Below are 12,044 nucleotides of genomic sequence, written 5' to 3'. Positions count from 1 at the left end.
TGCAACCTGGCTGAGCGTTCTTGGCACGCGCTCCTTCACCCGCAGGCCGCCGAAGGGGCTGTCATAGCCGCAGTTCAGCAGGTCCTTCCATAGCACCACGTCTTCGGTCCCTGGCTTCTTCCACATTTCCCAATTGTCGGGCGGTGGAGCGAATGCATTGCGTGGAAGGCAACCTGCTGTCAGAAACGCGACGAAGGCCAACAGGGTGATCCTGATCAATCTCTTCTCCTTGTCAGCTACCTGCGGACGGGTTTAGCGCACCTTGGTAGTAAATGGCCATTTGGCCGTCCACTTCCTGCAGCCCAGGGACTAGCCTAGCTTCCCGCCGCTCGAGCTTCCCGCCCAGAACTTTTTCGATTTCAGTGAGGTCTTCGCTCATGGGCACGCTTCTCAATCTTTCGGCGCAGGCACAAAGGTCTGAAACCGAGCCCCATGCAGAGTCACTACTTCACTCATTGCCAGCCACCATGTTCGCGAAATAGTTTTCAACCATCAACCTCAACAAGAAGTACTAACTCATCCTCAGCGAACACTGGTCGAGCACCATTGCGCCAGATGGATAGATAGGGCGCGAAGGTCAGAGGGAGCTCAATCATCACCTCGATGACGTACCAACAGAGATAGTAATCGCCCGCGATCCCATACAGCGCTTCCATCAGCGCATCGATCACAGGATCGACATCTCCAAGGGCGAAGTCCACTTCATCGCCTATGAATGCAAGCATCCATCCCGCTGGCGAATCTGGGTCTTTTGGAAGCTGAAAAGATCGCCGGTCGCGGATGACTACGCGCGCTCCTTCCGCTATGCCTTGAAGTCTTGCATTTCCTCGCTCGCTGCAGAAGACAGCGAGTTCTTCCAGCCACGCCTTGGCGGCTGACAGTAGAACCACGGCATCATCGGGGCTTTTTGGTTGGAAGTAGAGGTAATCATCCAATTTTGAAGCATCGAGCACCTCCTTCGTCCTACGATGCAGCTCCGTACCCGCTGCGCCGTCACTGAAGATGGAGCGCAGCTGATCTTGATCAAGCTCTTGTTTGAATAGTCCAAGGAAGTGCGATTTGTCAAATTCGCGCAAACCCTTGGAGAACATTAGCCAATCATTGAGTAGGTCGTTCATCTAGGTCTTCTTGGGTAGCGGTGGAAGCAGGTCGGGGTCGATTTTCAGGCGGAACGTCCCAGTTGAGCATGGATTCGAGGAGGTCCACCAACCGCTGCACATCCTCGGCCAACCCGGGCGTCAGTGGCAGCGGTGCAGGATCGATGGGCCCAGTCGGGCACTCGTCGTCCCAATAGGCAAAGCTCCCGTAGTCCGCCATGACCTTGAGCTTGATCGGGCCGTGACCCTTGGCCACCTCGCGCGTCATTTCGCTGCGTTGCAGGTGTAAGGGCTCTCCGAGCGCAGCTCTTCACCCGTCTGCAGGTCCTTGATGTGCACCACCGCACCAGGGTGGGCCGCACACAGCGCATTGCGCGCGGTGTAGATGCGGCTTCCATCTGCCGTCATGCGCAGGTTGGATGACAGGTCACGCCCCTCTGCATCGGTGGCCGATACGACGTACGTACCGGACAGCGCCACGCAGCCGGAAAGACTACAGATGACCAGGGCTGTGACAAGAACACTGCGACTACGACCCGAGCGGATGACTAACATCTGTTGCTCCTTGGTAGAGGCGCATTGGTCTCACGATCAAGTTCATCAGGTGCGTGCTACGGGTATCGAGTCGTCAGATTTCGCCATGAACGCAAACACATCTTCGTACTTCGGTAGCGGCGCGATGGGCAGCCACTCCTTCGGAACGAATGGCGAGTCAACGTTGACCTGGAATCCATGCCGCCAGGCGATTTTTGCGTAGACGATGGCAAACGTGCAGATCAAGTGTTGGCTGTAGCCGCCCTCCTCGCGTTGACGACGCCGCATCAGCTTCGGTTCAACGAGCTCGGCCAGCGCCGACTCCATCCCACCCACATCGCCCTCCGTCAGCGAAAGGTGGAAACGACTATCTGCCTGATACGCCGCCTGTTTTGCCGGGACGTCGCTGAGGAATTCGCGGCAGCGCTCTGCAAGCGGCTTCCAGTCGCCGCGAAGTGCCAGCCACGTGTTGTAGTGGTAGTACTCATCCATCCGGGGATTGTTGAGGCGAGTAGAAGCAGGGCTGCCACTCTCCAACGAGAATGGATAGGCGAATTTGCCGAACCAATTGATGAGAGATGGCTCGTTGGAGAGCAGTGGCATCAGGTACACCGGAGTGAAGTACACGCCCTTCGGGTCATGTTGGTACGTGATGCGCTTCAACTTGCCCGATACGTACGCCCACTTCCTAAGCGCATTGACATCTCCGCCTTCAAACCATGCCAGCAGGGCTTTTACCATTGCGTATTCGTGCAGCAGCGCCTTACAGATATAGGGATCACCGGTGCCCTTCTCGATGTGTGCAATGTACGCATCAGCGTCGAGGCCAATATTGGGATCAAGAAACAGCTTGAGACGCTCGATTCCGGCTTCGAAGCTCACCATGTTGTTCTCACCTCTCATTATTCATTTCCATCGACTTAGCGTGACCATAACCAATTCACCGGATGCTTTTTGACGCCAGCTACTGCGATATTCAACGTTCCGTTCGCCATGACGGTGAACACCGCGTTCTCGGCAGTAATCTCGTAAAGCGCCTCGGCGAGGCCGCAGATCGAAGGTGGTAACGCACCCTCGAACCAGCGTGGTTCTTCGCCCACGGAATCGGGCGTTCTCGCCAAGCCATGTCTTCTCCACACGTGTCAGTCCGCCGCGAGAACCACGCTCCCGTGAATTGGATATGTCGTGACCCTCTGTCTAGTATGGTTCCCTATAATCTGTGGGATCTTGCCAATACCTAACGTGATGTGCTGCCCCCAGTTCCTTGGCGACCTTTGAAGTCAGCGATCGGCCTTTCGCCTCGAAATCCAGTTCTTCGGCTTGGGTCCAATGGTCTGCAGTAGGGTCGTCCCAATCTAGCTTCTGCTCATAGAACTCAACCCAGCGTTTAAGTTCTAGAACCAGATCCTTTGAAATCGGCAGGGACTCCGGGTCAATATCTCCCGTTGCGAACTCGTCGTCCCATAGCGCATAGGCCTTGTAGTCAGGCATCACCTTGATCTTCATCTCGGACCGCTTCCTGCAGGATTTGCGCCCACTACGAATCCATTCCTGGAAACGGTAATCGCGACTCTTTGGACCTTGCCATTCAACATAACCTCATAGACGGAACGACCCGTTCCTTGGCCTTGGTATCCGACGAACTTACCTGACTTCAAAGCATACATAACGAATGCTGGAATATCGGCCTGCGACACGCCAATGTTAGCAAAGTCGCCCGCATGCTCCTTGATGATATGGCCCAAGCCTGCCTTCGGCGTGCCCCTCTCCAGGAATGCGATTGTTCCATCTGGCAATCGCACGACGGCCACAACATCCTGCACGGTTATCTTCGTTCCAACAGAGAGAAGCTCGGCAATGAGAGCCCGGTTGGAGACAGCTTCCTTAATCGCACCAGTGACAACTGCAGCCTCCTGTTTCGCGAGCGGAGCGCTGAGTCCACCGCTGGCGAGGGAAGCAGCGATGATGGCCCACCCAGCCTTTTCGTTACCTCTGTTGATCTCACCGATGCCGTCAGCCACGCCCTTGGCGCTTACGGCCATGCAACCAAGACCGGTTGCGCACAAAGGAATCGTTACAGCCCCGGACTTGGCTGCCTCATTCGCTGACGCAACCATCTGCTGGTAGTCGATCAGCTGCCCCAGGTACAGACCATTACCTGGATCTCTAGGGATGGTCTGAGCAAATCACGCGCAATGCTGGATTCTTGAGTAAAACAGCGTCCGCGCGTTACCTGAGCAGCGGATAGTTGCGAAAATGGGGTTTTGGAGGTCCCGTTAGGCACCTCTAGACGGATTTATCCCCGGGCCGGCAGGAACTGCCGACGGGTCATCCACAGGTTGGACAGCGCAAGCAGCGTCAGCACCTGCGTGCTGTTCTTGGCCAGGCCGCGATAGCGCACTTTGGTGTAACCAAACTGGCGCTTGATCACCCGGAAGGGATGCTGCACCTTCGCACGCATGCTGGCTTTGCAACTTTCCCAGCGCTCGTGCTGCCGGCGCTCCCTCGCGTTCTTGATCGCCTTCACTTTGCCTCGCTTCCTGGCGATCAAGAAGGCCGCCTTCGAGTCCTGAAGCTCCGGCCGCGAGTCCGCTCCGGTATAGCCGCTGTCGCCCAGCACACAGCCCTCTTTGCCGTGCAGGAGCTCGTGCGTGATCGTGACATCGCCGACATTGGCAGCCGTGCACTTCACGTGGTGCACAAGGCCGGAGAACTCATCCACGCCGATGTGCGCCTTCATGCCGAAGTACCATTGATTGCCCTTCCGGGTCTGGTGCATCTCCGGATCACGCGCCTTGTCGGCATTCTTGGTAGAACTGGGCGCGTGGATGATCGTGGCATCCACGATCGTACCTGCGCGTAGGCTCAGGCCGTGATGCTGCAGGTGTGCGTTGACGGCCTCAAGCATCCTGGCGCCCAGCCTTTGAGTCTCCAGCAACCGACGGAAGTTGAGGATCGTGGTCTCGTCGGGGATACGCTCAAGGCTGTTGATGCCGGCAAATCGGCGCATCACCGCCATGTCATACAGCGCTTCTTCCATCGACGGGTCGCTCAGGGCGTACCACTGCTGCAGGAAGTGGATGCGCAACATTGTCGCCAGCGGGTACGGCTGACGACCTCGTCGGCCTGAAACCGGATAGTGCGGCTCGATCAGCGCCAGCAGCCGTTTCCAGGGAACCACCTGATCCATCTCGTCGAGGAACAGCTAGCGGCGCGTCTTCTTGCGCTGGCCCAAGCCTTCGGCATCACCGAATGTCAGCTGCATGGAGTGTCCTACAACGGGTGTCTGAGGAACCTCAAGCTTGCCCGCCAGCGGCCGGCGCCACCATCAGATTTCGCGCAGATTTGTTCAGACCATCCCTAGTGTCTATCCCTGAATTCTTAGGATCCAAGGATTCGTTCAGTCGCTGTATCCCGGCCCGAAGGTCCTCTTGACTCACGGATCAACCCTCTGCTTTGACTACACACTCCTGTAGTGGAAACTTTGAGCCATCTGCTACCAAGAATTGATCTCTATCGATCTTCCCTAACAGAATTCCCTTCGCACGCGTATTAGTGACAATATCTTGTCGCCAACCATCGATATCGCCGTGATATGACGCTGCACGAAATAGTCTTCCATCCGGGAGGACGATGGTGCACGGGTCTGACACGAGTCCGCCGGCTTTGGCGCTAGGGGTGCTTACGCCCTCCATAAGCATCCGGAAAAGCTTTCGGGCCGTAGTTCTTCCGTCGTCCTGATAATAGATGACCTCTAACCCCTCCCTGGGATTGAGGCCTGGTAGTTCGCGCTGGCCTTTTCGCGTCAGTCGCCCCCCAAGCGCCTTTTCAAGATCGTTAAGTTCATCGGTCATTCTGTGCACCATTACTTGGTTGGCGTAATAATGAATTTGAATTTTTTGATTCCCGCGGCCTCAAAAATCTTTGTGTAGTAGTTCGCGAGGTCGATACTGTTCGTATGGTACACGACGCCACCGTCAAAGCCTGAGGCATACTTCTTGGCTTGCTCGAGCATCTTCTCCTGCTCGGACACGGCCCAGTACTTTGTTCCATTTGCGCTATCTGGATTTCTTAGCGATCCATTCCAGTCGTCGACAAACTTGGCTTCAACCGCCGTCGACTTTCCACCGATGTCTGTAACATCATCGGCAATACCACGAACCACCTTTCCGTCGACAGTAGCGAAGTATTCCCGCTGTGCGAAAGATGCGTTGTCGTACATGCCACGCACAACGTTCTCGTAGCTTTTCGACTTGTCAATGGCGCGACGTCCTTCTACAACGACCTCGGCCGTATGTTGGAAGGCGCTCTCGGGAACTGCACCAGCAGTACCCAGCCTAGTTGCGTCTGCCGCAATCGTCTCAACAGCTTGTTCGCCCTGCCGCAGTACCTGCTGCGCGACTGACTCGCCGACTGTGGCGACGACCTTAGCTCCGCCAGGCACCTTGATGGGAATCAGCAGTGAGGTAGCCGCCAATCCGGATTTATTCCCATCGCCCTCGAACAGCCCCATGACGAAGCTGAGGCCGTAGCTGCAACGTCACCGCAGCAATTCAGCTCAGCTCAGCGCGGCGGCGCCGCCAACTCGCGCGCACTCAAATACCCGTCGCCATTGGCATCCTGTTTGTGGAACCGCTGGATCAGCGTCTGCCGCTGCTGCTCCCGCGTGATCGGCGGGCCCTTGCCACCGGGAAGCTCATCGGCGCTGAGCACGCCATCGCCGTTGCGGTCCATGCGATCAAAGGCGTACAGCAGCCACTGCACGTATTCCTCCACGCTGACCCGGCCGTCGCCGTCGGTGTCCATGCGCTGCAGGTAGCTGCCCGTATCGGTGACCTGCGCCTGTGCCGTCGCGCCCAGCACGCCAACGGCCAGGCCCAGACACGCAAAACGCCGCACAAGGCGGCGTTTCGCGGAGACGTTCCCGGTCGGGAAGCGCATCGATCAGTGCGCCGTCAGTGCGTAGCCCTTCAGACGCGCGGCGTAGTTCTGCAGCGCGGCGATGCCACTGGCTTCGGCTTCGTGGCACCAGGCCTGCAGCAGCTTCAAGCGCTCGGCGGCGTCATTGCCGCGCGCTTCCAGCAGGGCCGCCAGACGGGCGCGGTGTTCCACCAGCACGCGGATCCGCGGGCGCTGCTCGACCCACGTGCTGAGCTGGGCGCGGCAATCCGGCTTGAGCCAGCGGCCGTCGTTGACCAGGCCACGGCGCATGCGGCGCGGCAACAGCTTGCGCAGCTTGGCGCCCGCCATCGCGGCCTCTTCGCGCAGGGCCGGCACGAACACGTTGCGCTGGTAATCGGTCATCGCCTGGAAGCGGTGCGACAGCAGGGCCTTGAGGGTTTCAGCATCCGGCACGGCGATGTTCGGCCGCACGTCCATGCTCGGCGCCACGCGCAGCACCTTGGCCAGGCGCAGGGCCTGCAGGCCGCGGATCACCGCCCAGCCGATATCGAACTCCCAGCGGCGCATCGAGAAGCGGGCCGAGCTCGGGAAGGCATGGTGGTTGTTGTGCAGCTCTTCACCGCCCACCCAGAACGCCCACGGCGTCAGATTGGTGGAGGTGTCGGCCGATTCGAAGTTGCGGTAGCCCCACCAGTGGCCCAGGCCATTGATGACGCCGGCCGCCCAGAACGGGATCCACGCCATCTGGATCGCCCAAAGGGCCACGCCGGGCAGGCCGAACAGCATGCTGTTGATGACCAGCAGCGCGACCGGGCCAAGATTGGCGTGCGGGGTGTACAGGTGGCGCTCGATCCAGTCATCCGGAGCCCCGCGGCCGTACTGCTCGATATCCGCGCGCATCGCGCGGGCCTCGCGGTACAGCTCCACGCCCCGCCAGAACACCATGCCGATGCCCTTGGTCACCGGGCTGTGCGGGTCTTCATCGGTTTCCACCTTGGCGTGGTGCTTGCGATGGATAGCCACCCACTCCTTGGTGATCATGGAGGTGGTGAGCCAGGTCCAGAACCGGAAGAAATGCGCGATGACCGGGTGGAAATCCACCCCCCGGTGCGCCTGGCTGCGGTGCAGATACAGAGTCACGGCAAAGATGGTCAGCTGGGTGAACACCAGCAGCACCAGGCCCATGCCCCACCAGCCGAGGCCGACGACGCCGCCGGTCAGGAAGTTGAGGAGCGTATCGAACATCGCAGGACTCCGGGCCGCAGTCGGCCGTCAAGGAAACAGGGATACCTTCGGACATGATGGGGCCTGACGTTGCAAACTTCATCCCTTCGATGCCATTTTTGCGCAGTCATTCAGTTCTTCCCTTACCTTCGTGAGCATGCCCCCGCATTCATGACAGTCGCAGCCTCGCCGGTGGTGCCGGCCTCCTCCGTCCCCCTGATCGAGCTCGACCGCGCCTGTGTCATCCGCGGCCAGGTCCGGGTCCTGCACGATCTCAGCCTGCGCATCGAACAGGGCCAGCACACCGCCCTGCTCGGCCCCAATGGCTGCGGCAAGTCGTCCTTCATCAAGCTGATCACCCGCGAGCTGTACCCGCTGGCGCACGGTGACGGCACGGTGGCGGTGCGCGTACTCGGCCAGAACCGCTGGCAGGTGGACCGGCTGCGATCGCAGCTGGGCATCGTCACCGGGGACCTGAGCAGCAACCTCTCGGACATGCCCGGGCTGACCGTGGAAGAAGCGGTGCTGACCGGCTTCTTCGCCAGCTTCGTGGTGCCGGCCTTCCGCGAGGTGAGCCCGGAGATGCGCGAGCGCGCGCGTGAAACCCTGGCCATGACCGGTGCCCTGCCCCTGCTGCAGCGCGGCTATGCCGAACTCTCGGCCGGCGAAACCCGGCGCGTGCTGATCGCCCGGGCGCTGGTGAACCGGCCGCAGGCGCTGCTGCTGGATGAACCCTCCACCGGGCTGGACCTCATCGCCCGCGAGCAGCTGATCGCCACCATGCGCGAGCTCGCCCGCCAGGGCATCACCCTGGTGCTGGTGACCCACCACATCGAGGAGATCATTCCCGAGATCGAGCGGGTGGTGATGCTGCGCGGCGGCAAGATCCTCGCCGATGGCCCGCGCGCGGAGCTGCTGCGCGATGCGCCATTGTCCGAGCTGTTCGGCGGCCCGATCCACGTGGTGGATCAGGCCGGCCGGTTGAGCGCGTTCGCAGGTTAGGTCACGCGGCCTAGAACCTCACCGCCACCGCACGTGATTCGATCGGGGCCATCCGGCTCTGATCCTGCAGCTGCAGATCGCGCACTTCGAACGGGGCGGCATAGCCACTCGGCAACGCCACGCTGGCGAACGGCAGGCGCAGCTCACCCGCCCCCGCCGTCGCGAACCACGCCGCACTGTGTGCCTGCGCCACTGGCCGCAGCTGTCCGTCCGGGCCGGTGGCATACAGGGTGCCGCGCGCCTCATAGCGGCCAGGCGCACCGATCTGCAGCGGCAGGCGGACCTCGCGGCGGCTGGCATCCGCCTCGACCTGGCCCTGGAAGCGCGCCGTCGCCTGCGCCACCGCGAACGCCACCTTGGCATCGCGCTGCACGCCGTCGGCACTGACAAACGCCTGCAGTTCCCACAACCCCTGCGCCGTGCCGATGTCCTGCGGCACCGTCACCTGGGCACGCAGACCGTCTTTGGCGGCGACCAGCGGCACCGGCCAGCTGCGGCCATCGGGCGCCACCAGCAGGGCCTCGCCCACGGCCGGCAGCGGCCGCGTGCTGGCACGGCCAACCTGCGCCGCTGTAGCGCCGCCGTCATTGACCAGACGCGCGCTCAGCGTGAGCGTGCCACCGGCCAGCACCCGTTCGCCGCTCGCCTGCAGCTGCAGGGCGATCGGGCTGTTGGGCTCGAGTACCTGCACTACGTAGCGGCCTTGAGCCTGCGTGCTCTGCAGCCGATAGCTGCCTGCCGCGGAGGTGGCGCCCGTGCGGACCATCGCCGTGCCCGTGCCGACCGACATCCCGGCCGCGTGCAGTTGCTGGTCATCGACCACCTTGGCCACCGCCAGTGCGCCGGCCGGGTCACGTACCTGCCATTGGGTAGTATCCAGCGCACGGGCGCCCTGCACCGGACTGAGCTGGATCACCGCGTCGGGCGCGGTCAGCGGCAACACCAGGCCCTGCTGCAGCGCCGGCGCGTCCACCATCTCCCAGTAGCTGCGGCTGCTGGCCATGAAGGTCGGTGCGGCGGCCAGTGCCTGGGCGGGATCCAGCGCCCAGGCAAAGCTCACCGGCGCCTGCTCCACCGGCCCGGCCGGCAAGGGCGCACGCTCCACCGCGCGTGGCACCTGGTCGCTGGCGCGGGCGGCCAGCAGCGGCTGTGCCGCCTGCAGTGGCAGGGCTGCCAGAGCGGCGAGCAGGGCCACCGCGATCGTCGTCTTTCGCATCATCGTGGGGCTCCTCACAGGGTCAGGTCGTTGCGCAGGATCGTGCCCAGGCCGAAGCACTCGCGCCGGCTCTGGTTGTGGCTGAGCGGCTCGGCGCCCTGGGTGCGCTGCGTGTCGGTGAACCAGGTGGTGCCGGCGGCCTTCTGGCTGCTGCACTCCAGGAAGCCGTCCGAGCAGCTGTTCAACCAGTTCTGGGTGAACTCCAGGCCCACGTTCTGCGCATAGCCACCGCAGTAGCTGTTGCTGTCCCATACCGCCGATTCCACATCCGAGCCGACCACCGCACGGAACGGCCTGGGCAATGCTGGGCGGCCGGCCGTGCCGTACAGGTTCTGCGCGTTGTAGGTGGCCATGTGGCCCACCTGCTGCTGGCGCACGGCATCGCTCTTGTAGCCCAGCAGCCAGCCCACCGAGGTTTCGAACATGTTGCCGTTGAGCACCGCATCGGCCAGCGGCGTACCGCCCGAGGACGGCGCCAGCGCGGTGACCTTGCTGACCGTCTGGATGATCTTCGGATAACGGCTGTCATAGGTGGGGTTGGAGAGGATCCAGCGCACCACATTGCCGCCGTTGGAATGGGTGATCACCACCAGCTTGGTGATGCCACGGGTGTTGATGAAGCTGGTCAGCTGCCCCGCCAGACAGCCGGCCGCTTCGGCCTTCCACATGTACTGCTCGAAATCGCAGTTGATGACGGTGTAGTTGCTGCTGTTGGGCAAGCCCTGGCGCACCGTATCGATGATGCCCGGCTGCCAGTAGTCCACGCGCGCATCGGTCTGTTTGCCGGTGCCATGCACGAACGCGACCCCCACCACATCGGCCGCGTGCACAGTGCCGCACGCCAGCATCAGACCCAGGGCGAGACCGCCCCTCCACCTTCCCGCGTTGCTTCGCATCCGCTGTCTCCTTGCAGGTGATCCCCCTGATGACCGGCGCTGTCGCGTTGCCATGGGGTACATGTATCCATGGAGATATGACGAACGATGGCGCCTTCGATGACGCTATGTCGTGCGACCCATGAAATCCGTGAACCAGTCGCGGGTTTCCGCCATCCGGGGCACGGCCATGCCGGATCTGGCCGGATGACGAACGGCCGCTGTCGTCGCCGGGGGAAGCTGCGATCATGCGGCTCCCCCCTCTTCGAGACCTGCCGATGTCATCGTCCCTGCGCTCCGCTGCCGTCCGCCCGATGCTGGTGACCGCCCTGCTCGCCGCCCTCGCTGGCTGCGCGTCAACGGCCGCACCGGGCACCACGCCGGTGGAAGCCTCGGTCACCACCAAGGCGGTGGGCTACCTGCAGGGCAGCGCCGTGCCGGACAGCCTGGCACTGGTACCGGCACCGCCGGCCGCCGGTTCGGCCGGCTTCGCACTGGACGAACAGGTCAGCCGTGAAGCCCGTGCCCTGCGCGGCAGCCCACGCTTCGAGCAGGCCCACCGCGACGCCGAACTCGCCTTCCCGGCCGGTGCGAACCAGTTCTCCTGCGCGATCGATGTCGACGTGGATGCGGTGAAGACGCCGGCCCTGTACCGCCTGCTGGAACGCAGCCGGATCGATGCCAGCGCGGCCACCCGCACGGCGAAGAAGCACTATCAGCGCGCGCGGCCGTTCATGGTCAATGGTGAGCCCACTTGTTCGCCGGAAAACGAGCAGGACCTGCGCGGCAACGGCTCATATCCGTCCGGCCACACCTCGATCGGTTGGGCCTGGGCCCTGATCCTCTCGGAGATCGCCCCGGACCGCGCCGATGCGATCCAGGCACGCGGCCGCAACTACGGCGAGAGCCGCCTGGTCTGCAACGTGCATTGGCAGAGCGACATCCTGGAAGGCCGTTTCATGGGCGCTGCCGCCGTGGCACGCCTGCATGACAATGCCGCGTTCAACAGTGACCTGCTGGCGGCACGCAAGGAGATCGTGGCGGCGCGCAAGGCAGGGCTGCATTCGGCGCGGGATTGTGCGGCCGAAGAAGCGGTGTTGAAGGTGCGGCCGGCGAGCGCGTTGTAAGGCGGCGCCACCTGTCGATGGCATTGTGGGTAGTGGGGGGGGGGGGGGGGGGGGGGGGGGGGGGGGG

18 protein-coding genes are annotated in these 12,044 nt (G+C 62.3%); 2 read left to right on the top strand and 16 right to left on the bottom strand.

Features of this window, described 5'->3' with window-relative positions:
• From ACE026_RS14110 to ACE026_RS14045, 14 genes are all read right to left on the bottom strand, one after another.
• The coding region (locus ACE026_RS14110) for a hypothetical protein (protein ID WP_486039463.1) at positions 1-219 on the bottom strand (219 nt) is incomplete at its 3' end.
• 13 nt (positions 220-232) lie between these two features.
• Positions 233-379 (bottom strand): hypothetical protein, encoded by a 147-nt coding sequence (locus ACE026_RS14105; RefSeq protein WP_486037082.1) that lies wholly within the window; start codon positions 377-379, stop codon positions 233-235.
• A gap of 106 nt (positions 380-485) precedes the next feature.
• Complete coding sequence (locus ACE026_RS14100; protein ID WP_486037084.1) at positions 486-1,118, bottom strand: hypothetical protein; 633 nt, start codon at positions 1,116-1,118, stop codon at positions 486-488.
• Positions 1,099-1,365, bottom strand: coding sequence for a hypothetical protein (locus ACE026_RS14095; protein WP_486039462.1), 267 nt, complete (start codon positions 1,363-1,365; stop codon positions 1,099-1,101). The genes ACE026_RS14100 and ACE026_RS14095 overlap by 20 nt, the downstream gene beginning before the upstream one ends.
• Positions 1,362-1,652: a hypothetical protein gene (locus tag ACE026_RS14090; RefSeq protein WP_486039461.1), complete on the bottom strand. Its 291-nt coding sequence runs from the start codon at positions 1,650-1,652 to the stop codon at positions 1,362-1,364. Before ACE026_RS14090 ends, ACE026_RS14095 begins: the two co-directional genes overlap by 4 nt.
• A 45-nt stretch (positions 1,653-1,697) precedes the next feature.
• A complete protein-coding gene (locus ACE026_RS14085) occupies positions 1,698-2,516 on the bottom strand; it encodes an Imm49 family immunity protein (protein WP_486039460.1) in 819 nt (272 codons plus the stop codon).
• Between the two features lie 35 nt (positions 2,517-2,551).
• A complete protein-coding gene (locus ACE026_RS14080; RefSeq protein ID WP_486039459.1) occupies positions 2,552-2,752 on the bottom strand; it encodes a hypothetical protein in 201 nt (66 codons plus the stop codon).
• Positions 2,753-2,828: 76 nt separating this feature from the next.
• Entirely contained in the window at positions 2,829-3,137 is a 309-nt protein-coding gene (locus ACE026_RS14075; protein WP_346468118.1) for a hypothetical protein, read from the bottom strand.
• Complete coding sequence (locus ACE026_RS14070) at positions 3,134-3,673, bottom strand: hypothetical protein (protein ID WP_486039458.1); 540 nt, start codon at positions 3,671-3,673, stop codon at positions 3,134-3,136. The genes ACE026_RS14075 and ACE026_RS14070 overlap by 4 nt, the downstream gene beginning before the upstream one ends.
• A 254-nt stretch (positions 3,674-3,927) precedes the next feature.
• A complete protein-coding gene (locus ACE026_RS14065) occupies positions 3,928-4,836 on the bottom strand; it encodes an IS5 family transposase (RefSeq protein WP_486039467.1) in 909 nt (302 codons plus the stop codon).
• Positions 4,837-5,074: 238 nt separating this feature from the next.
• Positions 5,075-5,485, bottom strand: coding sequence for a hypothetical protein (locus ACE026_RS14060; protein ID WP_486039457.1), 411 nt, complete (start codon positions 5,483-5,485; stop codon positions 5,075-5,077).
• 11 nt (positions 5,486-5,496) lie between these two features.
• Positions 5,497-6,144: a hypothetical protein gene (locus tag ACE026_RS14055; RefSeq protein ID WP_486039456.1), complete on the bottom strand. Its 648-nt coding sequence runs from the start codon at positions 6,142-6,144 to the stop codon at positions 5,497-5,499.
• Between the two features lie 50 nt (positions 6,145-6,194).
• Positions 6,195-6,572, bottom strand: coding sequence for an EF-hand domain-containing protein (locus tag ACE026_RS14050; protein WP_486039455.1), 378 nt, complete (start codon positions 6,570-6,572; stop codon positions 6,195-6,197).
• A gap of 3 nt (positions 6,573-6,575) precedes the next feature.
• On the bottom strand, positions 6,576-7,778 hold the full coding sequence (locus ACE026_RS14045) for a DesA family fatty acid desaturase (RefSeq protein WP_152152746.1): 1,203 nt from the start codon (positions 7,776-7,778) through the stop codon (positions 6,576-6,578).
• Positions 7,779-7,928: 150 nt separating this feature from the next.
• Between ACE026_RS14045 and ACE026_RS14040 the strand changes: the two genes are divergently transcribed.
• Positions 7,929-8,759 (top strand): ABC transporter ATP-binding protein, encoded by an 831-nt coding sequence (locus tag ACE026_RS14040; RefSeq protein ID WP_486039454.1) that lies wholly within the window; start codon positions 7,929-7,931, stop codon positions 8,757-8,759.
• Positions 8,760-8,769: 10 nt separating this feature from the next.
• Here ACE026_RS14040 and ACE026_RS14035 read toward each other — a convergent pair whose 3' ends face one another.
• A complete protein-coding gene (locus ACE026_RS14035) occupies positions 8,770-9,978 on the bottom strand; it encodes a DUF4785 domain-containing protein (RefSeq protein ID WP_486039453.1) in 1,209 nt (402 codons plus the stop codon).
• Positions 9,979-9,989: 11 nt separating this feature from the next.
• Positions 9,990-10,871, bottom strand: coding sequence for a lipase family protein (locus ACE026_RS14030; protein ID WP_486039452.1), 882 nt, complete (start codon positions 10,869-10,871; stop codon positions 9,990-9,992).
• A gap of 257 nt (positions 10,872-11,128) precedes the next feature.
• On the opposite strand from ACE026_RS14030, the gene ACE026_RS14025 reads away from it, so the two are divergent.
• Positions 11,129-11,977 carry an acid phosphatase gene (locus tag ACE026_RS14025; RefSeq protein WP_486039451.1) on the top strand — a complete coding sequence of 283 codons (849 nt, stop codon included), beginning with the start codon at positions 11,129-11,131 and terminating at the stop codon, positions 11,975-11,977.
• Positions 11,978-12,044 lie beyond the last annotated feature (67 nt).

Source organism: Stenotrophomonas sp. AGC87 (assembly GCF_057333975.1).
Note: the sequence above shows the minus strand (reverse complement) of the source record. Positions and strands in the feature narration are given on the sequence as shown.